Origin of the sequence: Salinibacterium sp. UTAS2018 (genome assembly GCF_004118935.1) — a bacterium.
Classification (GTDB): Bacteria; Actinomycetota; Actinomycetes; order Actinomycetales; family Microbacteriaceae; genus Rhodoglobus.
The window spans coordinates 2,424,965-2,446,842 of the sequence record NZ_CP035375.1 but is presented as its reverse complement, the minus strand read 5'-3'; the positions used below and the strand labels follow the sequence as shown (position 1 = coordinate 2,446,842).

The window sequence follows — 21,878 nt, the reverse complement described above, 5'->3', positions numbered from 1 at the left end:
CCATTATTCACGAAAGGCCCCGTGCTGTGCGCACAGGGCCTTTCGAATAAGTGGTGGCGAGTGGGGGATTCGAACCCTCGAATGCGATGCAGTCTGATTTACAGTCAGATCCCTTTGGCCACTTGGGTAACTCGCCAAGACGCCTTCGGCCACATGTATTCATCTGACCGAACGCGCTGAACCAGAATACAAGGAAACCGAGCCACGCGTGACCACTTCCCCGAAACTCGTCTGTGGGAGTTCTGGGCTCTGCCCGGGTAACATGGGATTATGGCTGATTCTTCGTTTGACATTGTGAGCAAAGTTGACCAAATGGAGGCGGAAAACGCCGTCAACCAGGCGCAAAAGGAGCTTGCTCAGCGCTACGACTTCAAGGGCGTTGGCGCCTCGGTCGAGTGGACCGGCGAGAGCCTCCTCCTTAAGGCGAGCGCCGAAGAGCGGGTCAAAGCCGTTCTCGAGGTGCTTGAAGCCAAGTTCATCAAGCGTGGCATCTCGCTGCGCAGCCTCGACGCCGGCGAGCCCTTCCCCAGCGGCAAGGAATACCGCATCGAGATCAGCCTGAAGAACGGCATCTCCTCTGAAGACGCGAAAAAGATTTCTAAGATCATCCGTGATGAGGCGCCGAAGGGCGTGAAGTCGCAGATTCAGGGCGACGAGCTGCGTGTGCAGTCCAAGAGCCGCGATGACCTTCAGGCCACGATGGCACTGCTGAAGGGCAAAGACATCGAAGTCGCTCTCCAGTTCGTGAACTTCCGCTAACAACTCCCCCCAGCATGGATCTCTTCCTGCTGATTTTTGCAGCGACCCTATTGGTCGCTGTCTTGTTCTCCGCTCTCGCGGGGCGCACGGTGTTGTCGGCCGCCGTGTTGTTCTTGGTGGTCGGTTTCGTGATCGGCTCGGAGACCACGGGCATCCTGCAGTTCGATTCCTCGTCAACCGAGGTTTCAACGATCGCCGAGATTGCTCTCTTCGTCGTACTGTTCACCGACGGCATGAAAATGGGCTGGGCTGACTTACGCAAGGCCTGGCGTCTTCCTGGTCGCGCGCTCGGGTGGGGCTTACCGCTCACTCTTGCTATTACTGCGGTGCTCGCGCACTTCCTCTTAGGCCTCGGCTGGGCGGAGTCGCTGCTGATCGGCGCCATCTTGGCGCCAACAGACCCGGTTTTTGCTGCGGCACTCGTGGGCAACAAGCGAGTTCCGGAGCGGTTGCGCCAATTGCTCAACGTGGAGTCAGGCGTCAACGACGGTTTGGCGTTACCGTTCGTGGTGGTCTTCTTAGCGGTCAGTTCAGGATCAGAAGAGCTGCATCTCGGCGAGCTGGGCCTTGAGCTGCTGGCCGGTACCGCTATCGGCATCGCAGTGCCGTGGATCGTGATCAAGGCGCTTCATACGCGGCTCTTCGCGGCAGCCGGAGTCTTTGAGCCCATCGTTCCGATCGCGATTGGCCTGCTCGTATTCGCGCTGTCGAGCTACACCCACGCCAATCTCTTCCTCGCCGCATTTGCCGCCGGAGTGACCGTCGCCACGGTGGGCCAGAAAGAGCGCGAGGCCTTCGAAGAGTTCGGCGAAATCGTCTCCGAGCTGCTCAAACTTTTGGCGCTCATGATCTTCGGCGCGCTTCTGTCCTTCAAGTTTTTGGGCGAAATCGCCTGGACCGGCTGGGCCTTCGCCATCCTCGCTCTCATCGCCGCGCGCCCTATCGCGCTCTACGTCTCGTTCCTCGGTTCCGGGCTCTCGATGCGAGAACAGGTCGCCGCGATGTGGTTCGGCCCGAAGGGTTTCGCTTCGGTCGTATACGTTCTCGTGGTCGTCTCCGCGGGTATCCCCGCTGGCGACCTCATCTTCCACATTGTGGCTCTCACTATCGCGCTGTCGATCATCGCTCATTCCTCCACGGATGTCGTGGTCGCTCGATCGTTCAGCGAAGCCCAAGAGACCCCGGCATGGCAGGGGCCGCCTCCACGCTGGTAGTCGTTCGCCAGCGTGGTCGTCACGGCTCTTATCGCTCGTGAACTCGCTAGACTTCGCCCATGGACTTGGGCAGCATTGACTTCAGTTTTACAGCGGTTCTCGCTGCTGTTCTTGTCGTCATCGACTTTATGATTCGAGTGCTCTCGATCATCTACGTTCCGCGCAATCACCGACCGCAGACCGCCATGGCCTGGTTGCTCGCTATCTTCTTCATCCCCTACTTCGGCATCATCCTGTTCCTCATATTTGGCAGCCGCAAACTCCCCAAGCGTCGCCGCGAGAAGCAGGCTGAGATCAATCAGTTCATCATCGAATCGACTGAGGGCATGGATCAGGTCGCACAAGATGAACCGTGGCCCACATGGCTCAAGCCTGTCGTCGAACTCAACCGCACCCTTGGTGCAATGCCTCTGGTTGGCGGCAACACCGCGACGCTGCACTCAGAATACGAAGAGTCGTTGGATGCCATGATCGCCGAGGTCAACAACGCCTCCAGTTTTGTGCACGTCGAGTTCTACATTCTCAGCGTTGACTCCACCACACGGCCCTTTTTCGATGCCCTCGAGCGTGCAGTGCAGCGCGGGGTGAGGGTGCGGGTGCTCCTCGACCACATCGCGTCTCTGCGGTCACCGGGCTATTTCGCCACGATCCGTCATTTGAAAAAAATCGGTGTCGACTGGCACGTCATGTTGCCGGTTCAACCGCTGAAGTGGAAGTTCCAGCGCCCCGACCTGCGTAACCACCGCAAGATCCTCATCATCGACGGAAACGTCGCTTTTACGGGATCGCAGAACATGGTCGACTCCTCGTACAACAAACGCGCCAACCTCAAGCGCGGGCTTCGGTGGAAAGACCTCATGGTTCGTTTCGAGGGCCCGATCGTTGCCGGAATCAACGCCCTTTTCATCACCGACTGGTACAGCGAAACCGACGAGTTGCTCGTCCGAGAGGGGTCGCTCGCGCCGGCGACCAACTCCAGCGCGAGTCTCGACGCCCAAGTCGTACCGAGTGGTCCCGGTTTCGAGGGCGAGAACAACCTTCGGCTGTTCAACTCTCTGCTCTACGCCGCTCAGCAACGCGTCATCATCACCAGCCCGTATTTTGTGCCGGATGACTCGATGCTCTACGCCATCACTACCGCGGCTCAAAGCGGACTCGACGTGCAACTCTTCGTCTCGGAGGTCGCAGATCAGGCTCTGGTCTATCACGCCCAGCGCAGCTACTACGAGACGCTCCTGCGAGCCGGCGTAAAGATCTGGCTCTTCCCCGAACCCACCGTGCTGCACGCCAAGCACTTCACGATCGATGACCAGGTCGCCGTCATCGGCTCGAGCAACATGGACATGCGCTCGTTCAGTCTCAACCTAGAAATCTCCGTGATGGTGCGCGGTGCCGAATTCATCGCCGACATGCGTGAGCTCGAATCGGAGTACCGGGCCGTCAGTCGCGAGCTCACCCTTGAGGAGTGGATGAAGCGCCCACGACGCTCAAAGGTTCTCGACAACCTCGCGCGCCTCACCGCCGCCGTTCAGTAGCGGCGGTCTATCCCTATTCCGAGTCGGTGCTCTTGGAGGCCGCGATCATCTCGTCGCGGTCAACGAGCTTGATACGCGCACGGCCTTCCGGCTCGCCAAGAGCGATCTCGTGGGCATCCAGCGACTGCCACCCCTGCAGGTTCGTGTACTCCACGTCGCGGCTCTTCAGCAGGTCGACGATGGCCTGTTCGTCGGGGTTCTCGGGGCTCCACCAGTTGGCCTGGTCGTTCATGACGTGCTTGATGGTTTCCATCGCGTCAGATTTGGTGTGGCCGATAAGGCCAACGGGGCCGCGCTTGATCCAGCCGGTCGCGTACACGCCGTGAACCTGCTCGTCGTTGTCGTCGATGACCTGACCTTCGCGGTTAGGAATGACACCGCGGTGGTCGTCGAACGGGATGCCGTCGAGCGGCGAACCGAAGTAGCCAACAGCGCGATACAGGCTCTGCACCTCGACCTCGCGGAACTCGCCGGTGCCGACGACTCCGCCCTGGCCGTCTGGCGTGGTGCGCTCATAACGGAAGCCCTCAACACGATCAGTACCGAGCACCTCGACGGGGCCGGCGTAGAAGTGCAGGTGCAGGCGACGTGATGCGGTGCCCTTTTCTTGGCCGCGCCACTTCGTGAAGATGCGGTCGAGAACCATGATCTGTTTGTTCGACTCGATGGCGGCCTTGGAGGCGTCGTCGTAGTCAAAGTCTTCTTCGTAGACAACCAGGTCAACGTCGTCAAGCTCGCCAAGTTCGCGAAGCTCGAGAGGCGTGAACTTCACCTGCATGGGGCCACGACGACCGAAGACGTGCACGTCGGTCACAGGGCTCGATTTGAGGCCCTCGTAGACGTTGGCGGGAATCTCGGTCGGCAGCAGGTCATCCGCATGTTTAGCGAGCATTCTGGCGACGTCGAGCGCGACGTTTCCGTTGCCGATGACGGCGGTCTCTTTCGCGTCAAGAGTCCACTCGCGCGGAAAGTCGGGGTGGCCGTCGTACCAGCTGACGAAGTCGGCGGCACCGTGGCTGCCGGGCAGGTCGATGCCGGGGATCGGAAGCGGAGCATCCCGCACTGAACCGGTCGAGAAGATGACCGCGTTGTAGTGCTTCTTGAGGTCGTCGAGCGTGATGTCGCGCCCGTACGTCACGTTGCCGAAGAGGCGGATGTTGCCGGTGTCGAGCACGTCTCGCAGGGCGTTGACGATGCCCTTGATACGCGGATGATCGGGGGCAACGCCGTAACGTACGAGACCATACGGCGCGGGAAGCTGCTCGAAGAGGTCGATCGAGACGTCGAATTGGCGTTCAGCCTTCAGCAGGATGTCTGCGGCGTAGATTCCGGCGGGGCCGGCACCAACAATGGCGAGTCGTAGCTTGCTCATCGGTTGTGTTTTCCGTTCATCTCGGTGCGCCCGGGGCGCGGGCGAGTGGGCGTACTAGTTAGAGCGTTCGACGATGCCTTCAGCGAAACGCGTGAGAGCTTTCTTGACGGGGCCATTGGGCAGCGGCGCGAGGGCTTCAACAGCTTCGCGGCCCCAGCGGCGGGCTTCGTCTAGTGTCTTCTTCGTCACGGCATGTTCGCGCAGCTCGGTAACGGCAGCATCGATGGCTGCTTCGTCGCCTTCGCCGTAGAAGTTGGCGTTGACGTCGCGCTCGATGCGCGTCAGCAGCTCGGCCGCGTCGCTGTCAACGAGAGCAAGTTCACGCAGGTACAAGAGCGGCAACGTGGCAACGCCACTGCGCAGATCCGTTCCGGCTTTCTTGCCGGTCTTGCCGGTCTCGGCTGAGAGGTCAATGACGTCGTCGATGAGCTGAAACGCCACCCCAACTTTTTCACCGAACTCGCGAACCGGCTTGGTGTACTCGGCGGGGGCGTTGGAGAACATCACTCCAATTTCTGCCGCGGTCGCAATCAGCGAACCCGTCTTGTCGGCCAAAACCTGAAGGTAATGCTCGACGGGGTTCTCGTCCGGCTTCGGGCCGAGAGTTTCGTGCAATTGTCCGAGGCAGAGCCGCTCAAAAGTGTTGGCCTGCAGCATAAGCGCTTCTTCGCCGAGCCCGGCAACGAGCTTGCTCGCGCGCGCAAAAAGAAGGTCGCCCGTGAGGATCGCAACCGAGTTGCCCCAGACATTTTGAGCGCTCGGGACACCGCGACGCAATTGCGCCTCATCCATCACGTCGTCATGGTAGAGCGAGGCCAAGTGCGTGATCTCAATTGCTTGCGCGGCAATAACCACATCGGCGTTGTTGCCGTCACCGAGCTGAGCGGTGAGCAGCGCGAGTACGGGCCGCACGCGTTTGCCACCGGCTTCGAGCAGGTAGCGGCTCGTGGCATCCGCGATTTCATCGGCAAAGGCCATGTGCGAAAGCAAGCCAGCTTCGACCTCGTCGAGGCCCTTTTCAATCGCCGTCGCGAAACGACGCTCATCGCTCGAGGCAAAGAGCTTTTCTCCCAGCCCCAACGAAGAGCTCAGGGTGTTGCTGCGACGAGCAGGCGGAACACTCGGGTTCACTGATCAACCGGTTTCTTTTGCGAAGCGCTACGGCTTCGGTGTGGTGTCTGAGTTGGTTTTTGCCTTGGTGATCGTCTTGATCGGACGAGTGGCATTGCCTTTGCGCTTGGCAACCGAGGCGAGCACGGTGGCGTCAGCGGGCTTGTGCCCACGGTGCATCGCCACGATGCCGGCGGTGAGGTTGCGGTACGCAACGCGGGTGAAGCCGGCAGCCCGGATCCACTGGCTGAGTTCGCCCTGATCAGGCCACTCACGAATCGACTCCGCGAGGTAGGTGTACGCCTCGGGGTTGGAGCTTGAGCGATCAGCGATGATCGGCATCACGCGGTTGAGGTAGGTGAAGTAGCCGGCGCGAACGATCGCGACCGGAGGCTTCGAAAATTCAGTAATGACGAGACGCCCACCGGGCTTGAGCACGCGGTACATCTCAGAGAGAGCAGCGCGGGGATCGTTAATGTTGCGCAGACCAAAACTGATCGTGACGGCGTCGAACTCGTTATCGCCGAAGGGCAGCTGCTGAGCATCGCCCTGAATGAACTCGATCTTCTTGTGGCGCTTACGCGCTTGCTCCACCATGCCGGTGGAGAAATCGAGACCAACAACGCGCGCACCATTACGGTGAAGAGCAGCCGAGCTTGTGCCCGTGCCCGCGGCGATATCGAGGATGCGCTCCCCCGCTGCCGGAGCTACAGCACGCACCGTGGCAGCCCGCCAGAGCACGGCGTTTCCCGCGGAGAGCACGTTGTTCGTACGGTCGTAATGTTTTGCGACACCGTCGAACATTCCGGCTACGTCTTCCGGTCGCTTGTTCATGTCAGCCTTACCCACCCCTTTAGTCTAGGGCGCTCAGAGCCGATGCTCACTTTCTTCGCCGCAACTGACAGGTACTCTGATACTTGTGGGGCACAAAGGGGCTAGAGAGCGGTCCGTTCACGGGCAGAATCGGAGACAGAGCGATGGCTAGCACCCACGAGATTCTCAGCGTTGTCACGCGCCCCACAGCGTCGGTTGACCGCCTGCTCGACTGGATCACTCCGCAGCATCCCCTCGCCTTCGTGCGCGATGGAGAAGGCCTCGTGGGCATCGGCGAGCTTCTGCGCCTCGAGTTCCGCGGCCCAGATCGCTTCACTGCTGCCGCTGCGGCATGGGCAGAGCTGGCTCGCACCGCGATTGTGCACGACAGCGTTAAGCGAGCAGGCACCGGGCTCGTGGCACTTGGCAGCTTTGCGTTCGCCGACTCCTCCGATGCCGTGAGCGTTCTCATCGTTCCGCGCGTTGTCGTCGGCAGCCGCGATGGCATTCAGTGGGTCACTACCATCACCGTCGGAGAAACAAACGGATTGCCTGGCACCTCAGACGGCCTGCCCACTGGCCCGCACGAGCCCGCTGGCGATCTCGTGCACGTCGACTTCCTGCCCGGCGAGATGAGCACCAAGAACTTCACCAAGACGGTGAAGGCCGCGCTGCGCGAAATATCGCGCGGGGCTGCAGCCAAAATCGTGATCGCGCGCGATCAGAGCGCCGAACTTTCGGTCGACGCCGATCTACGCCTACCCATCACCGCACTCGCCAGCCGCTACCCGGACACCTTCACGTTCGCCGTCGACGGCCTCATCGGCTCGAGCCCCGAGACGCTCGTTCGCGTGCAGAATGGCGCCGTCAGCGCTCGCGTGCTCGCGGGCAGTGCCGCGCGCGGCGACGACCGCATCTCCGACGGGCGAGCCGCCGGAACGCTCATGAACTCGCCCAAAGATCAGAAAGAACATGCGCTCGCGCTCGCGAGCGTGATGGATGCCCTCGCACCACTCTGCAGCGAACTGAACGCGGCATCCGCCCCATTCACGCTGCAGTTGCCCAACCTGTGGCACCTCGCGACTGACATTGAGGGGCAACTGAGCCAGCGTTCCAGCGGGCTCGACCTGATCGGAATCTTGCACCCCACGGCTGCCGTTGCCGGCACGCCAACGCCCGACGCCATCCGCCTCATTGACGAACTTGAGGGCTTCGACCGTGGCCGCTACGCCGGGCCCGTCGGCTGGGTGGATGCCAACGGCAACGGTGAATGGGCCGTGGCGTTGCGCTGTGCCCAGGTCAGCGGCGCGCGCATCACCGCCTACGCCGGCGCGGGAATTGTGGCCGGCTCCGACGCCAAAAAAGAGCTTGCGGAGACGGAGCTCAAATTCCGCCCCATTGTCGAAGCGTTCGGCTAGCGAGCCTCTGCGTCGTTAGCTGTTAGCGAGGCGCACCTTTTCGGCCTCAACGTCGTAATCAGCACTCGGCCACTGCGGGTCGATTCCCTCGAGAGCATCAAGCAGAAGCTGCTGAACAGCCCAGCGGGCGTACCACTTGTGGTTGGCCGGAATCACGTACCAGGGCGCACTTTCGGTTGTCGTGCGGCGCAGGGCAATCTCGTAGGCCTCTTGGTATTCGGCCCAGAGCAGGCGCTCATCCACATCTCCGGGGTTGTACTTCCAGTGCTTTTCAGGCCGGTCAAGTCGCTCCTGCAGACGCTCTTTTTGCTCATCGGCACTGATGTGCAGCATCACCTTGATGATGACCGTTCCGTTAGCCACAAGCTCTTCTTCGAACTTCTGGATGATGCCGTAACGCTCTTCGACGGTTTCCGGCGTCGAGAAACCGCGCACGCGGTGAATCAGAACATCCTCGTAGTGCGAACGGTCGAAGACACCGATGAACCCCGCCTCGGGCAGCTCTTTGCGAATGCGCCAGAGAAAGTCATGCGACTTCTCTTCGTCGGTGGGCGCCTTGAACGCGTGAATCTGCACGCCCTGGGGGTCTACACCGCCGATAACGTGACGCAGGATGCCGCCCTTGCCCGCCGTATCCATAGCCTGCAGTACGAGAAGAACGCGACGCTCGCCGCCGAACTTACTCTCGGCAAAGAGTCGCTCTTGAAGCGCGGCGAGCTTTTCGCCGTTCTTCTCGAGGGCCTTTTCGGCATCTTTCTTGTCGCCATCGAACTCAGGAGTTGATGACGGGTCGATGCTCGCAAGCTCGAAGTCGGCGGTGACAGGCGTGAGTGTGCTCATGCCTCAAGGCTACTCGGCAGGCCTCTTAGCGCTATCGCTGCGGAGCAACGTACGACAATGCAACCGCCGGTTAGCGTCCGAGCGGGACCTCGATGATGGTGGGTTCAGGGTGAGCAGACAGCGCCTGATCGAGCTCGCCTCGCGTGGACGCCCGAAGGTAGCGCCAGCCGTAGGCCGTGGCGAGAGCTTCGATGGAGGCACTCTGCTGAGTGAGCAGTACGCGGTCAAAGCTTTCGCCCGCCTGGCTTGCCACCTCGAGAACGTCAAAAATGGTGCCACCACCGTCGTTGCCAACGATGACTTGGATGCGCGGGCGAGGTTCTCCCACGCCGAACATGAGAGCGCCGACGTCGTGGAAGATCGCGAGGTCACCGAGGAGCACGCGAGTGACCCCCTCGTTGCCCTTCTCGGCCTGGCTCGCGAGAGCAATTCCGAGGCCCGTCGAGATCGTGCCATCGATGCCCGCGAGTCCGCGGTTGGCGTGAACCGAAATCTTCTTGCCGGGAACAACGCGGTCGACCTCGCGGATCAAGCGTGAGGCTCCGAGCACGAGGCGATCGTGGGGCCAGGTTGCGCGCCAGACCGCGTCGGCGAGCATCCGCCGGTCGACAGGAGTGCGCACGATCGCAAGTTCAGCTTTGGCGTGGGTTCCGGCATCCGCCTCAATATCGGGTGCGATGCTGGCGGTTTCGAGCAGCTGACGGCTCGTGGTGACCCAGCGGCCCAACCAGGCGCGGTCGGTGGCTTCGCCCGAGACCGACACTTCATCGACGAAGAGCCGCACGCAGCGGCCGGGGTTGTAGTCGTCGGCCGACGGATGCCGCACCACGACGGTTTCCACGCCGCGACGCTGGATGAGTGCCGGAATCTCGCGGCTCAACGTGGGATGCCCGAACACGATCACGCGCGCGACGCGGTCGCCAAAGTTGGCCGCGTTCAACAGCTCGCGATAGGCCACGACGAGGTTCGGCCCAAAGTGGGCCCCGCTGGAGACCTCGGCGATGAGCGGTGCGCCCAGCTCGCGAGCGACCTGCTCGGCGCGGGGGCCAGCGCCGGTGCCCGCCACCACCACCGTGGCGGGAGATGGGCTGAGAGCGAGCGTCGTCGGAGCGCCGGGTGACTGGTGCGTGGTGTTCTCGACCACGGGGTCGAGATCGCTAAAGAGATCGGGGAACACGGGCTCGCGGTGAGCTGCCGGTTCGGGGGCTACGGCATCCTCGGTGGGCTGCCACTCGAAGGGCGCAGACAGAGGCTCATCGAAAGACAGGTTGAGGTGAACGGGACCGCTGACCGCGGCGACGGCATCGCGCGCCAGTTGCGCTGCGGCATCCATCTCGCCGGCAGCACCCGTTGGCGCCTCGACATCCCAGGTCTGGTGTACGGCGGTGCCGAAAATGCCGGGCTGCTGGGTGGTCTGGTTCGAGCCAATGCCGCGCAAGGAATCCGGGCGGTCGGCACTGATAATGATGAGCGGAACAGCCGAGTGATGCGCTTCGAGCACGGCCGGGTGAAGGTTGGCCACCGCGGTGCCAGAGGTTGTGACGACCAGCACCGGCGACTTCGTTTCAACCGCGAGGCCGAGCGCCAAAAAGGCTCCGACGCGCTCATCGATACGCACGCGCAAACGCAGCAGGCCGTGCTTCTCGAACTCGGCAGCAGCAAGCGCGATCGCCTGCGAGCGCGAGCCCGGACTCACCACAATGTCTCGAACGCCGAGACGAACGAACTCTTCGAGAAGGGCTACCGAGAAATTGGTGGCGGGAGAGTTAGTTGGTCTTATCGTCATCGTCGAGATCTGCTAGTTCCTGTTCGAGGCGGCGAATGCGCTCATCTTGTTCTTCTTTGGCGCGCATGTTGCGCAAGAAATCGGGGTCGTCGTCGGGCGCAACAGTGCGCGTGCGACCCGAGTTAGAACTACGTGCCTTACCGAGCATGAACCAGAGCACTACGCCGATAACAGGCAAGAGCACGATCACGAGAATCCAGAGAAACTTCGGCAGAGCGCGCACGCGGCTGCGATCAGTAAGGACCACGTCCACGATGGAGAACACGTCAACCGCCACAAGCGCGAAAGCGAGAACGACCAATAGGCGAGGCATGCCACCAGTCTACGCTCGCAGGCTGCACGCGGGATGCGAGCCTAGACTGATGCCGTGAAACCTTGGATCGCCTACTCGCTGCTCCGCCTCGGAGTGTTCGCTGCGGCGTTCACCGTTCTCATGATTGCGGGCACTGAGCCGTGGCTCGCCGCCGTTATTGCGACAGTGCTCGGTTTCGCCATCTCTTATGTCTTTTTCGGCAAACTTCGGGATGCCGTTGCTCTTGACTTCGCCGCCCGCCGCGAAGGCCCAAGCCACGACCCCGACCGCGAAGCTGAAGACGCTGAGGCCGACCTCGAGACTGCTGCCGACCCCGAGACTGCTGCCGACTCCGCAACCACCGCCGAGGGCGCGACCCGCCCCGACGCGTTTCCGCGCGCTGCCTCGCTAGAAGGCGATCGCCAGAGCGAGACCGATACCGAACAACAGAGCAGTGAGCCCCGTCAGCTTTAGCGCCAAGATCAGCTCGGCCGGCGTCTTACCGGTGAGCACGATGACACACGCGGGCAGTGCAGCGAGAAGCACGAAGTACACCAGGTACGCGTTGAAGTACAGCAGCGAGTAGATGCCGAGAATGCCGAACGGTACGAGCATCGCAACGACGTAGAAGATGCGCGACGGCAGGTTACCCATCCGCACAGCCAGCGTTCGCTTGCCCGCAACCTTGTCTTGAGCGATGTCTCGGATGTTGTTGACCATGAGCGTCGCGACCGCGAACAGCCCCACGGCGACAGCGGCCAGCCACGACTCAAGGTTCACGGAATCCGCGAGCACGTAGGTGGTTCCCGCCGTGGCGACGAGGCCGAAGAAGATGAAGACGAAAACCTCACCAAGGCCGAGGTAGCCGTAGGGGCGCTTACCGCCGGTGTAGAAGTACGCGGCGACGATCGCTGCCGCTCCGACCGCCAGCAGCCACCAATGTTCGCTGCGCACCACAATGATGAGCCCGGCAACGGCAGCGATGCCGAACCACACGAAGGCGACCGTGATGACGGTGCGCGGGCGAGCGGCACCAGAAGCGGTGAGGCGACGAGGACCAACGCGGTGATCATCCGTGCCGCGCACTCCGTCGGAATAGTCGTTGGCGAAGTTCACCCCGATCTGCAGCGAGACAGCAACCACGAGGCAGAGCAGCGCACGCACCCAGTGCCAGCCATCACCTTCAACGTTGTGCGGGAGCACGAACGCGGCGGCGGTGCCCAGAGCCACGGGGGCAAAAGCGAGCGGCAGCGTCTGGATGCGAGCGCCGCTGATCCAATCGCGAGCCGTCGCTTTGGCGATCTTGGGTGCTTTCGGCGGACGCCCACCCGGGCGGCCACTCGCGCTCTTGCCGTTGTTCTTACCCGCGGGTGGACTCGACTTCGAGCCCGCTTTCGGCGAGACGGTCTTCGGATCGATGCGTTGCTGTTTGGGAGAGGCCACGGAGGGATTCTACTTAAGCACGACTGACGCTAAGGCGAGTTTGTCGGGTTTTCCCGTCGAAAGCATAGGAATCTCATTGACGAGGATGACGCGAGCGGGCGCCGCTGCCGCTGACAGTTGAGCGACGATTGTCTCTCGCAGCGCATCCAGTTCAATCGCCACGGTCGTGATCATGACGGGGGCTTCGCCCCATTCCGGGTGAGGTGCGGCCACCACGACAGCCGCGCTCTGGCCGGGAAGCGAGCGAACAGCGGTCTCCACCTCGGTGAGCGAAACCTTCACTCCGCCCGAAATAATCATGTCGTCGGCGCGGCCGCGAACCCGCAGCACTCCATCGACAATGTCGCCGACATCGTCGGTGCGGTACCACCGCACGCCGTCACTCAGCCGAAACGAGAAGGCGCTGCGACGTGGGTCGTCGAGGTAGCCCTCGGCGAGCATCGGCCCCGAAAGTTCGATGCGGTCATCCACAAGTCGCACGCTGACCCCGGGCAATGGCGTGCCATCCCATACAGCGCCGCCACTGGTCTCACTCGACCCGTAGGTGGTCGAGACCGCGAGGCCGCGAGCGCGAGCTGCGGCGAGGAGGGCGCCCGGAGACGATTGCCCACCCACCAAGATCCGTGTGAACGTGGCGAGGGCCGCGACAGCCTCTTCTGACTCAAGCAGTCGCGCGAGCTGCACGGGTACGAGAGACACGAAACGGCGCTCGGCGGTGAGCTCGGCCACGGCCGCCACGAAGGCATCGGCCGTAAACCCCTGAGGCGCCATCATGACCGGCTCGGTACCCGCAAAATACGAGCGGGCGAGTACATTGATGCCCGCGATGTAGTGCGCCGGAACGGCCAGCAGCCATTGCCCCGGCCCGCCCAGAAGTTCATCGGATGCCGCAGCACTCGCCTTCAACGCAGCCGCACTGAGCATCACGCGCTTGGGTCGGCCCGTCGATCCGCTCGTTTCAACGACGACAGCCACGTTCGCGGCAACGGTCTCTGGCAGGCCAGAGGGGGAGGCCGGGTGCGGCAGAATCGCGGCCCCCGAACCATCGAGTGCCGGCTTCAGCGCCGCCCACACCTTGCGGGGGTCACGGGCGTCGACGGACCAGAGTTCTCGAGTCGGAGTGTTTTCAGCGGTCACGGGTAAACCTCTCTGCGGTGAACTGTCGGAACGTTAGAACGGCGGAGCCTCAGTACCGCCGGGGCGTCTACCCTTTTAGGGCGTCAGTACTGCCACGGGAAGGGCGACCAGTCAGGTTCACGCTTCTGCAAGAACGAGTCCCGGCCTTCGACGGCTTCGTCAGTGCCGTACGCCAGCCGGGTGGCTTCGCCCGCAAAGACCTGCTGGCCGACCAGTCCGTCGTCGACGGCATTGAGGGCGAACTTGACCATGCGGATCGCGGTCGGCGACTTGGTCATGATCGTGGTCGCCCAGTCGTAGGCGGTGGCCTCGAGCTCGGCATGCGGCACGGAGGCGTTGATCGCTCCCGCGTCGAGGGCACGCTGCGCGTCGTACTCGCGGGCAAGGAAGAACACTTCACGGGCAAACTTTTGGCCGACCTGGCGAGCGAAGTAGGCGCTGCCGTAACCGGCGTCGAACGACCCGACGTCGACATCCGTCTGCTTGAAGCGGGCGTGCTCGGCGCTGGCAATCGTGAGGTCACAGACCACGTGTAGTGAGTGCCCTCCCCCGGCAGCCCAGCCGGGCACCACGGCAATAACGACCTTGGGCATAAAGCGGATGAGGCGCTGTACTTCAAGAATGTGCAGGCGCCCAGCCGCGGCACGACGCTTTCCTGCGGCAGCAGCGGCTTCGGCCTCGACCTCAGCTTCGGTAAGCCCGGCAGTGGCTGTCGGGTTCGTCGCGCCCTCTTGGCCTTCGTACTCATAACCTGCACGGCCACGGATGCGCTGGTCGCCGCCGGAGCAGAACGCCCAGCCGCCATCTTTCTCGCTCGGGCCGTTGCCGGTGAGGAGAACGACACCGATGCGCGGGTTCTGGCGCACGTCATCCAGGGTTTGGTAAAGCTCGTCGACGGTGTGCGGCCGAAAGGCGTTACGCACTTCGGGGCGATCGAACGCGATGCGCGCAATCGTTCCCGTCACATCGTGGTGATAGGTGATGTCGGTGAGATCGTCAAAACCGGCGACTGATCGCCACAACTTCTCATCAAAAATTTCAGAAACAGGCGCCATGGGTCCACCATATCCACCCGCGTGCAGCGCGGGCTGATGCCGAACCGAGGATGCTGCGCTTCGGTTCGCCCCAACCGACTTTCGGTTCTCAAAGAACCGACACTCGGTTCGCGAAGAACCGACGTTTAGCTCTCGAAGAACCGGAAGACGTTCAGCACAACCAGCGGATTGGCAAGAATCGCGACCGCAAGGCCGAATGCCGCCCACCGACGTTGCAGGCCGAAGACAAGGCAGAGCGCAGCAGTGACGGCCGCCGAAATCGACACCACGATGGTGACTTGAGCGAGGAGTGTGCCCGTGGGGTAATCGCCGCCGGCAGACACGATCATGGCGATGATCAAGAGCACGAGGGTCGCAACGCCGAGCGCTGCGGCGATGAAACCGACCCAGCGGGGCCGGGGGCGACGTGCCACTGGAGTCTCCTCCGGTTCGACGGTCTCTTCTGATTCACCGTCGGCGGGCGCATCAGTTTCTTCGTCATCCACAACGCCGACGACGTAATACGGCACGATCTTGGTCGCTACGCGCTCGATATCCCCCGGATTAGTCACGCAATTACCCTAACTGACAGTGGAACTTGTCAGACTGGGAACATGTTCCCTTCAGTGAACGAAATTCTCGACACCGCTCACGTGGTGTCCCTGCCCATGACGTCACGCTTTCGTGGCATCGATCAACGTGAAGCGCTGTTGTTCCGCGGCCCGCAAGGGTGGAGCGAGTTTTCGCCCTTCGTCGAGTACGACGATGTCGAAGCAACGCCGTGGCTACTCGCTGCCATCGACTACGCCTACAACGAGCAGCCGCCCCTCGTGCGCGATCATGTCTGGGTCAATGCCACCGTGCCCGCAGTGCCTGCCGACCTCGTCGAGGCGGTTCTCGAGCGCTTTCACGGCTGCCGCACCGCCAAAGTAAAGGTGGCCGAACCCGGTCAGACCTTGGCGGATGACGTTGCTCGCGTCGCCGAGGTGCGTCGCGTGATGGGGCCGACCGGTCGCATTCGCGTCGACGCCAACGGCGCCTGGAACGTGGATGAGGCGGAGCGTGCCGTTCATGCCTTCGCCGAATACGACCTCGAGTACGTTGAACAGCCCTGTGCCACGGTGGAAGAGCTGGGCGAGTTGCGCACCCGCATCAAGTACATGGGTATCCCGGTCGCAGCAGACGAGAGCGTGCGCAAGGCCGCTGATCCGCTCGCAGTGGCGCGCGCAGGTGCCGCCGATCTGCTGGTGATTAAGGCACAGCCCCTGGGTGGCATCTCTCGGGCCCTGGCGATCGTGAATGACGCTGGCCTTCCCGTCGTCGTTTCGAGCGCCTTGGAGACTTCGGTGGGGCTTGCAATGGGGGCGCACTTGGCGGCTGCGATCGACCCGCTCGATTACGACTGTGGGCTCGCCACAGCATCCCTGCTCGCCGCCGACGTCACCCCTGCTCCCCTGCGCGCTCGTGACGGCCAACTTGAAGTGCGCCGCGTCGAGGCCGACGAAGCGCTGCTGACACGATGGGCTGCCAGCCCGGAACGCACCCAGTGGTGGCTCGACCGCCTGACGCGCTGTCATGAACTAGGTAAAAATTACTCACCGCAGTAGCGAGGCCGCTCAGTAGGCTAGATTCGTCGATCGCTACCGAGGGTGATCGCCGTCAAGGAGCAACAATGTCTACTGAGCTGCGCCGCCTGCGAGCACTAACCGCCGTAAGCCTGCTCAGCGTGGGCGTACTCACCGCGTGCACCCCGCCCGCAGCGGAACCTGACGACACCACGAGCATTGAAACGGATGCCGCAGCTCCTGCTGAGCCCGAAGAAGAGATGGTCAGCGGCCCGGAGTGCCTGATCGGCGAGTGGTACATCGCTGAAGACCAAATGCAGGGCTTCTACAGCGCCGTCAGCGGTTCCAACGAAGGGCTCGACATCAGCGTGGAGGGCGGAACGGGGCTCTCATTTAGCGACACCACCTACACCTACACGCCCGATTTCACGATCCTTCTTGAAGTGGCGGGCAGCGAAGGCGTGGGAGCTATCACCGGCGCGATCAGTGGCGACTACGAAGCCACCGAGACGACTATCACGACCTCTCACGAAGAGAGCGATATTGCCGTGACGGTCTCCGTGGGCGGCATCAGCGTTGACGGTACCGATCTCAGCGAGGGCTTCATCAATAGCGCCCCGATCAACTCGGCGCCCTACGAGTGCGGCGCCGACGGTCCGATCATTCAATTCGCGACCGGCGACGGCAACCCGACGGTGGCCATGCAGCTGACTCCGGCCAGCTAAACTCGTCACCCCTGAGCCGCTATGGTCGGCTCTCCCCAAGCAAGCGCTGGGGTGTCGCTCGGTGCGGCCCCAGCGTTTCTTTTTAGCCCGGCACCCCGCGTCGGATGCCGTCGGTAGACGCATCCCTCATCGCACGGCTGGTCGCCGCGGCCGGTGCTTACAGGCCTGAGTGATTACAGGCCTGAGTAGTTACAGGCTTGAGTGATTAGAGGCCTGAGTAGGCGTGAAGTCCTTTGAAGAAGAGGTTCACAATCGTGAAGTTGAAGACGATGGCGAGGAACCCGACGATCGCCAGCCACGCCGAACGCGAGCCGCGCCAACCGCGCGTTGCTCGGGCGTGAATATACCCGGCATACAAGGTCCAGATGATGAAGGTCCAGACTTCCTTGGTGTCCCAACCCCAGTAGCGACCCCAGGCGCGCTCAGCCCAGACAGCGCCGGCGATAAGCGTGAAGGTCCACATGACGAAGCCGACCACTGTGAGGCGGTAGGCCAAGGTTTCGAGTCGGTCAGCAGCGGGCAGAGTGTCGAGGAAGCGAAGCTTGAGCGCCTTGCCTGCCTCGCGACGGGCCTGCATAAGCTGCACGATGGAGAGCCCGGCGGCGAGAGCAAAGAACCCGGTGCTGAGGCTAGCGACGAAGACGTGGATGACCAACCAGGCCGACTGCAGCGCCGGCGGCAGGGGTACGACATCCACATAAAAACTCGACGTTCCGATGCCGAGCGCGAGCAGCGCGAAGCCCGTAATGAACGAGCCGAGGAAGCGAAGATCTTGCCAGAACTGAACGGCGAGAAAGACACCGACGATGAGGGCGGTGGCGGTGAGCGTGAATTCGAACATGTTGGCCCACGGCACGCGGCCGGCCGCAACACCGCGGAAGATCACAGCGCTGACGTGAAGCGCCCACGCGAGAACCGTCATGGCCATGGCGAGCTTGAGCGAAATGGGAGACCGCGGGGCGCGAGGCTCGGCGTCAGGGCCAGCCGTCGCAGTGAGCGTGCTTGTACCACCAGCGGCGGAACTCTGGGCCATCACGCTAGCTTGCTGGGCGGATGCCGAAGCTAGGCCGGTCGCACTCGCTGCGGACGCATCGCTCGACTCTGCCGAGCGGCGCGCCAAGTCGACGGCGAACAGAATGAACGCGAAGGTATAGATCGCCATCGCTGAATAAACCGCAATCAGCGAATACGACACGAAGGTCTCAGTCACGACTACACCCTAACTCTCAGTTGCTGGGAATGTTTGTCGGCGAAATCAGTGACGGCGGCCTCCAGCGTGGGGTCGTCACCGCGGGCCAGTGCCGCGTACTCAATTGTTGTTGTTCCCGCACCATCAGCGCGCGCGGCGACCCACATGCGGCGTCGCGGAACGAACAGACTCGTCACGAGCCCGCTGATCACGAGAATGGCGAAAATCAGCACGGGCAGCTGTGAGGGGTCGTGGTGCACATCCAGCGACACGAAGCGCGGGATGCTCGCCAACTCGACACTGCCGAGACCGTTGGGCAGCTCGAGGCGGTCACCGGGCGTCAACCGCAGCGTTTCGGCCTCAGAGTTGCGCCCCGCGACTTGCTCGAGGGAGTCAGTGTTCAGCGCGTAGGCATTAGCGCCCTGGCCATTGTCGAGGCCGAGGTCGCCCTCGTACACCTCCAACGTGAGCGTGGGCGAGATGAGGTCGGGATAGACCGAAGCGAGAGCGCCAGAACCGAGCGTGCCGGTGGTCGGATAGAGAAAGCCGAGCATTCCGATCTGCTGATTGAGGCCATCCGGAATCTTGATGACGCACGTGCTGCCGAGGTTGGCGTCGAACGGGAGGCACGGCGTTGGCTGCGACCACACGACCTTGTCATCGGCGTCGCGCACGGTGAGAACGGGGGCGTAGCCGTTACCGAGGAGGTACAGGTTTGTTCCGCTGAGACTCAGGGGTTCGTTGACCTTGATTTGCGACTGCTGCGGTTGCTCGCCGCGCACAGTCGTGGTGACGTTGGCGGTGAAGTCGATCGCTTGCCCAATGGCCTGGCGGTTGGTTTGCTCGTAGACCGGCTCGAAGGAGTCGAGAGCGACGGTGTACGGATCGAGCGCATCATCCGTGAAGAAGCGGCCCGGGTTGAACGAGTCGTAACTGGCAAGAGAGTTGCTGAACGCATAACCCTCAACGATGACGCGCTGACCCGTGTAGCCGAAGCCCCCGCCAAGGCCAACCGTGACGAGCACGCCCACGAGCGCGGCATGGAATACGAGGTTTCCGGTTTCGCGCAGGTAGCCACGCTCGGCGCTGACCGAGTCTCCGTAAAGCTCGGTGCGATAACGCTGCGAGCGCAGCAGGCGGCGCGCGGAGTCGATGGTGCTGTCAACATCCGCTTCGGTCGTGCGCGTGGTGAAGCCTTGCAACCGCGAAAGGCGGGCCGGCGTTTTGGGCGGGCTCGCGCGCAACGCGTCGAAGTGATGCTTGGTGCGCGGAAGCACGCAGCCGATCAAGGAAATGAAGAGCAGCAGGTAGATCGACGAGAACCACACCGAGCTGTAGGTGTTGAAGACTTGGAAGAAGTCGAGCACCGCGGCAGTATCGGGATAGTTGTTGCGGTAGGCGATGACACCGTTGGGGTCAGACGTGATCTGCGGAACGAGCGAGCCGGGGATGGCCGCCACCGCGAGAAGCAGCAGCAAGAACAGCGCGGTGCGCATACTCGTGAGCTGACGCCAGAAGAACCGCGCGTAGCCAACGAAGCCGAGCCGCGGCTGCTGAATCTTGCTGTCCCGCGCGGGCGCCGGAGCATCCATGTGGTCGCTGGGACGCGTCGCGTCGCCCTCAGGCACGAAGTTGTCTCCGGCTGCGTCGCCGTTCGCCGAATCAGAGGAGTGTGTCGAAACCACCGATCACCGCCCCCAAACTTGTCACGATTGCACGCCACACGCCGGTGACCATGAGTACGCCGATCAGCACGAGCAGTGCTCCACCAATCAGGTTAATAAGTCGGATGTGGCGGCGCATCCACGCCACCGATCCGGTCGCCCAGTTGAGGCCGAGAGCCACCAAGAGGAACGGGATGCCGAGACCGAGACTGTAGGCGATGCCGACGATAGCGGCGCGGCCCGGATCGCCGCCATCCAAGACCATGCTGCCGACGGCGATAAGAGTCGGGCCAACGCACGGGGTCCAGCCGAGGGCGAAGACCACGCCCAATAGCGGCGCCCCAGCGAGGCCGGTTGCGACCTTGAACTTGGGTTTGATCGTGCGCTGCGCGAAGGTGACCTGCCCGATGAACACGACACCCATCACGATCACGAGAGCACCGGCGATGCGCGTGATCAGGTCGAGCCACGGTCGCAGCAGAAGGCCCGCCGTGCCGAACAGCACCGTGAACGCGACGAACACGACCGTGAAACCGAGGATGAACAGGCCAACGCCGAGAACAAGACGCTTCGTACTGCCCTTCTCCTCTGCGCTCGTGAACCCACCGATGTAGCCGAGGTAACCCGGCACGAGAGGCAGAACACAGGGCGATGCGAACGAGACGAGGCCCGCGAGAAGCGCGATCGGGATCGCGATAAGAAGGTTGCCGTCGAGGATGAGCTCGCCGACAGGGTTAGACACTTACTGTTCCTCGGCGACGACGGAATCGATCATCGCTGCGAGGATGCTCGGGTCACGCACCAGACCACTGATGCGCGCGGCGACTCTACCTTCACGGTCGACCACGAGAGTGGTCGGCACCGCGTTGGGAGGCACGGAGCCGGCGAACGCGAGTTGAACGCCCGCGGTCGTGGCATCCACAACAGAGGCGTAGGGAATGCTGAATTCGTCGGCGAAAGTACGCGAAGTCTCAGCGGTATCTGCCACGTTGACGCCGAGGAATGGCACTTCGGTGTATTGCTCGCTCAGTTCAGCAAGGTCAGGAGCTTCGAGGCGGCACGGCGGGCAACTGGAATACCAGAAGTTGACCACGTAAACCGAGCCCGCGAAGTCGCTGCTTGCGACTGTTTCGCCGGTGTCAAGCGTGGCGTCGTACGCGATGGGTTCATCGCGGTTGCTCGCCGGGATTTCGACGGTCGAACCATCGCCCGAAATGTAGCCCTCATCCGAACCGTTCTCGTACTGCTGGGCCAGAGACTCGTTCGGGCTGGAACACGAAACCGTGGCGAGTGCGGCGAACGCCACAACAATGGCGATGAGACGGCGGTTCACACTGCTCCTAAATCGATGGATGCTGCGAGCAATTCTCCCGCAGGTTCCTGATAGTCAACCTCGACGAAATGGTCGCCCTCGCGAGCGAGCGTCGTGATGCTCGACAGCGTGCAGCGACGGTTGCGGGGGTCGTGCGCGAGGCGCATTTTTTTGACGGAGCGAGCGACCATCACGATCGGCAATTGGTGGCTCACCATTACAACTTCGCCACCATCGGCGGCGGCCCACGCGTCGTCAATCGCGGCGAGCATCCGCGCTTCAATGCTGACGTAGGCCTCACCCCAACTGGGCTTGAATGGGTTGATGAGGTGTGGCCAGGCCTTGGGTTGCGCGAGCACCTGAGGAAATTGCAAGCGACCGCCCTCGAACCAGTTGTGGGGCTCGATGATGCGTTCTTCGGGCGTCACCGCGAGTCCGGAGCGCTGTGACCAGGGGTGCGCCGACTCTTGGGCACGCAGCAGCGGGCTCGCGTAGAGCGCCCGGAGGGGCCGTTGTTCGAGGCTAGCAGCGGCGAGGTCGGCCATCTGATGGCCGAGTTCACTGAGGTGATACCCGGGAAGACGGCCATAGAGAATGCGGTCGGGATTGTGCACTTCACCATGGCGGACGAGATGGATGAGGTCTGCTGGCACGGTATTCAGTCTACGTT

The 21,878-nt window shown here is 62.5% G+C and carries 22 protein-coding genes and 1 tRNA gene; 7 read left to right on the top strand and 16 right to left on the bottom strand.

Annotation, left to right across the window (positions count from 1 at the left end; genetic code table 11):
- Positions 1-51: 51 nt before the first annotated feature.
- Positions 52-136 (bottom strand) — tRNA-Tyr (locus ESZ53_RS11665).
- A gap of 134 nt (positions 137-270) precedes the next feature.
- Between ESZ53_RS11665 and ESZ53_RS11660 the strand changes: the two genes are divergently transcribed.
- The 3 genes from ESZ53_RS11660 to cls are packed head-to-tail and all read left to right on the top strand — an operon-like array spanning position 271 to position 3,508.
- A complete protein-coding gene (locus ESZ53_RS11660; protein ID WP_129072983.1) occupies positions 271-759 on the top strand; it encodes a YajQ family cyclic di-GMP-binding protein in 489 nt (162 codons plus the stop codon).
- 14 nt (positions 760-773) lie between these two features.
- Entirely contained in the window at positions 774-1,973 is a 1,200-nt protein-coding gene (locus ESZ53_RS11655) for a sodium:proton antiporter (RefSeq protein WP_129072982.1), read from the top strand.
- Between the two features lie 59 nt (positions 1,974-2,032).
- A complete protein-coding gene (gene cls / locus ESZ53_RS11650) occupies positions 2,033-3,508 on the top strand; it encodes a cardiolipin synthase (RefSeq protein ID WP_129072981.1) in 1,476 nt (491 codons plus the stop codon).
- A 13-nt stretch (positions 3,509-3,521) separates the two neighbouring features.
- On the opposite strand, the gene ESZ53_RS11645 is transcribed toward cls, so the two are convergent.
- Genes ESZ53_RS11645 through ubiE form a run of 3 tightly spaced genes read right to left on the bottom strand, consistent with a single transcriptional unit; the run spans position 3,522 to position 6,824 of the window.
- Positions 3,522-4,880 (bottom strand): FAD-dependent oxidoreductase, encoded by a 1,359-nt coding sequence (locus ESZ53_RS11645; RefSeq protein WP_129072980.1) that lies wholly within the window; start codon positions 4,878-4,880, stop codon positions 3,522-3,524.
- Between the two features lie 54 nt (positions 4,881-4,934).
- Positions 4,935-6,011, bottom strand: coding sequence for a polyprenyl synthetase family protein (locus tag ESZ53_RS11640; protein ID WP_129072979.1), 1,077 nt, complete (start codon positions 6,009-6,011; stop codon positions 4,935-4,937).
- A 27-nt stretch (positions 6,012-6,038) separates the two neighbouring features.
- Positions 6,039-6,824: a bifunctional demethylmenaquinone methyltransferase/2-methoxy-6-polyprenyl-1,4-benzoquinol methylase UbiE gene (ubiE, locus tag ESZ53_RS11635; RefSeq protein WP_129073602.1), complete on the bottom strand. Its 786-nt coding sequence runs from the start codon at positions 6,822-6,824 to the stop codon at positions 6,039-6,041.
- Positions 6,825-6,967: 143 nt separating this feature from the next.
- Between ubiE and ESZ53_RS11630 the strand changes: the two genes are divergently transcribed.
- Positions 6,968-8,221 (top strand): isochorismate synthase MenF, encoded by a 1,254-nt coding sequence (locus ESZ53_RS11630; protein ID WP_129072978.1) that lies wholly within the window; start codon positions 6,968-6,970, stop codon positions 8,219-8,221.
- A 15-nt stretch (positions 8,222-8,236) separates the two neighbouring features.
- Here ESZ53_RS11630 and ESZ53_RS11625 read toward each other — a convergent pair whose 3' ends face one another.
- From ESZ53_RS11625 to ESZ53_RS11615, 3 genes are all read right to left on the bottom strand, one after another.
- Positions 8,237-9,061 (bottom strand): polyphosphate kinase 2 family protein, encoded by an 825-nt coding sequence (locus ESZ53_RS11625; protein WP_129072977.1) that lies wholly within the window; start codon positions 9,059-9,061, stop codon positions 8,237-8,239.
- A gap of 70 nt (positions 9,062-9,131) precedes the next feature.
- On the bottom strand, positions 9,132-10,847 hold the full coding sequence (gene menD / locus ESZ53_RS11620) for a 2-succinyl-5-enolpyruvyl-6-hydroxy-3-cyclohexene-1-carboxylic-acid synthase (protein WP_129072976.1): 1,716 nt from the start codon (positions 10,845-10,847) through the stop codon (positions 9,132-9,134).
- Positions 10,828-11,160 (bottom strand): PLD nuclease N-terminal domain-containing protein, encoded by a 333-nt coding sequence (locus ESZ53_RS11615; RefSeq protein ID WP_129072975.1) that lies wholly within the window; start codon positions 11,158-11,160, stop codon positions 10,828-10,830. Before ESZ53_RS11615 ends, menD begins: the two co-directional genes overlap by 20 nt.
- Before the next feature lie 54 nt (positions 11,161-11,214).
- Between ESZ53_RS11615 and ESZ53_RS11610 the strand changes: the two genes are divergently transcribed.
- Positions 11,215-11,613, top strand: a complete 399-nt coding sequence (locus ESZ53_RS11610) for a DUF4229 domain-containing protein (RefSeq protein ID WP_129072974.1) — start codon at positions 11,215-11,217, stop codon at positions 11,611-11,613.
- Here the strand turns inward: ESZ53_RS11610 and ESZ53_RS11605 are convergent.
- From ESZ53_RS11605 to ESZ53_RS11590, 4 genes are all read right to left on the bottom strand, one after another.
- Positions 11,548-12,582 (bottom strand): 1,4-dihydroxy-2-naphthoate polyprenyltransferase, encoded by a 1,035-nt coding sequence (locus ESZ53_RS11605; protein WP_129072973.1) that lies wholly within the window; start codon positions 12,580-12,582, stop codon positions 11,548-11,550. The two genes, ESZ53_RS11610 and ESZ53_RS11605, sit on opposite strands and share 66 nt — an antisense overlap.
- A gap of 9 nt (positions 12,583-12,591) precedes the next feature.
- The gene (locus tag ESZ53_RS11600; RefSeq protein WP_129072972.1) at positions 12,592-13,719 is read right to left on the bottom strand and encodes an AMP-binding protein; all 1,128 of its coding nucleotides are present in this window, start codon (positions 13,717-13,719) and stop codon (positions 12,592-12,594) included.
- Positions 13,720-13,802: 83 nt separating this feature from the next.
- On the bottom strand, positions 13,803-14,774 hold the full coding sequence (locus ESZ53_RS11595) for a 1,4-dihydroxy-2-naphthoyl-CoA synthase (RefSeq protein WP_129072971.1): 972 nt from the start codon (positions 14,772-14,774) through the stop codon (positions 13,803-13,805).
- Between the two features lie 125 nt (positions 14,775-14,899).
- The gene (locus ESZ53_RS11590) at positions 14,900-15,325 is read right to left on the bottom strand and encodes a 1,4-dihydroxy-6-naphthoate synthase (protein ID WP_129072970.1); all 426 of its coding nucleotides are present in this window, start codon (positions 15,323-15,325) and stop codon (positions 14,900-14,902) included.
- Positions 15,326-15,367: 42 nt separating this feature from the next.
- Here ESZ53_RS11590 and ESZ53_RS11585 point away from each other — a divergent pair, with 42 nt between their 5' ends.
- Positions 15,368-16,360 (top strand): o-succinylbenzoate synthase, encoded by a 993-nt coding sequence (locus ESZ53_RS11585; RefSeq protein ID WP_129072969.1) that lies wholly within the window; start codon positions 15,368-15,370, stop codon positions 16,358-16,360.
- 65 nt (positions 16,361-16,425) lie between these two features.
- Positions 16,426-17,043 (top strand): hypothetical protein, encoded by a 618-nt coding sequence (locus ESZ53_RS11580; protein ID WP_129072968.1) that lies wholly within the window; start codon positions 16,426-16,428, stop codon positions 17,041-17,043.
- A 205-nt stretch (positions 17,044-17,248) separates the two neighbouring features.
- On the opposite strand, the gene ccsB is transcribed toward ESZ53_RS11580, so the two are convergent.
- The 5 genes from ccsB to ESZ53_RS11555 form a co-directional block, all read right to left on the bottom strand.
- A complete protein-coding gene (ccsB, locus tag ESZ53_RS11575) occupies positions 17,249-18,253 on the bottom strand; it encodes a c-type cytochrome biogenesis protein CcsB (protein ID WP_246837310.1) in 1,005 nt (334 codons plus the stop codon).
- A gap of 2 nt (positions 18,254-18,255) precedes the next feature.
- On the bottom strand, positions 18,256-19,824 hold the full coding sequence (locus ESZ53_RS11570) for a cytochrome c biogenesis protein ResB (RefSeq protein WP_129073601.1): 1,569 nt from the start codon (positions 19,822-19,824) through the stop codon (positions 18,256-18,258).
- Between the two features lie 70 nt (positions 19,825-19,894).
- Positions 19,895-20,638, bottom strand: a complete 744-nt coding sequence (locus ESZ53_RS11565) for a cytochrome c biogenesis CcdA family protein (RefSeq protein WP_129072967.1) — start codon at positions 20,636-20,638, stop codon at positions 19,895-19,897.
- The gene (locus ESZ53_RS11560) at positions 20,639-21,229 is read right to left on the bottom strand and encodes a TlpA disulfide reductase family protein (RefSeq protein WP_129072966.1); all 591 of its coding nucleotides are present in this window, start codon (positions 21,227-21,229) and stop codon (positions 20,639-20,641) included.
- Complete coding sequence (locus ESZ53_RS11555) at positions 21,226-21,861, bottom strand: histidine phosphatase family protein (RefSeq protein WP_129072965.1); 636 nt, start codon at positions 21,859-21,861, stop codon at positions 21,226-21,228. The genes ESZ53_RS11560 and ESZ53_RS11555 overlap by 4 nt, the downstream gene beginning before the upstream one ends.
- Positions 21,862-21,878 lie beyond the last annotated feature (17 nt).

Coding starts and splice junctions, on each gene's coding strand:
- ESZ53_RS11660 (WP_129072983.1), top strand. CDS start 271: ATGGCTGATTCTTCGTTTGACATTGTGAGCAAAGTTGACCAAATGGAG.
- ESZ53_RS11615 (WP_129072975.1), bottom strand. CDS start 11,160: ATGCCTCGCCTATTGGTCGTTCTCGCTTTCGCGCTTGTGGCGGTTGAC.
- ESZ53_RS11570 (WP_129073601.1), bottom strand. CDS start 19,824: ATGGATGCTCCGGCGCCCGCGCGGGACAGCAAGATTCAGCAGCCGCGG.
- menD (WP_129072976.1), bottom strand. CDS start 10,847: ATGACGATAAGACCAACTAACTCTCCCGCCACCAATTTCTCGGTAGCC.
- ESZ53_RS11630 (WP_129072978.1), top strand. CDS start 6,968: ATGGCTAGCACCCACGAGATTCTCAGCGTTGTCACGCGCCCCACAGCG.
- ESZ53_RS11645 (WP_129072980.1), bottom strand. CDS start 4,880: ATGAGCAAGCTACGACTCGCCATTGTTGGTGCCGGCCCCGCCGGAATC.
- ESZ53_RS11655 (WP_129072982.1), top strand. CDS start 774: ATGGATCTCTTCCTGCTGATTTTTGCAGCGACCCTATTGGTCGCTGTC.
- ESZ53_RS11595 (WP_129072971.1), bottom strand. CDS start 14,774: ATGGCGCCTGTTTCTGAAATTTTTGATGAGAAGTTGTGGCGATCAGTC.
- cls (WP_129072981.1), top strand. CDS start 2,033: ATGGACTTGGGCAGCATTGACTTCAGTTTTACAGCGGTTCTCGCTGCT.
- ubiE (WP_129073602.1), bottom strand. CDS start 6,824: ATGAACAAGCGACCGGAAGACGTAGCCGGAATGTTCGACGGTGTCGCA.
- ESZ53_RS11625 (WP_129072977.1), bottom strand. CDS start 9,061: ATGAGCACACTCACGCCTGTCACCGCCGACTTCGAGCTTGCGAGCATC.
- ESZ53_RS11585 (WP_129072969.1), top strand. CDS start 15,368: ATGTTCCCTTCAGTGAACGAAATTCTCGACACCGCTCACGTGGTGTCC.
- ESZ53_RS11580 (WP_129072968.1), top strand. CDS start 16,426: ATGTCTACTGAGCTGCGCCGCCTGCGAGCACTAACCGCCGTAAGCCTG.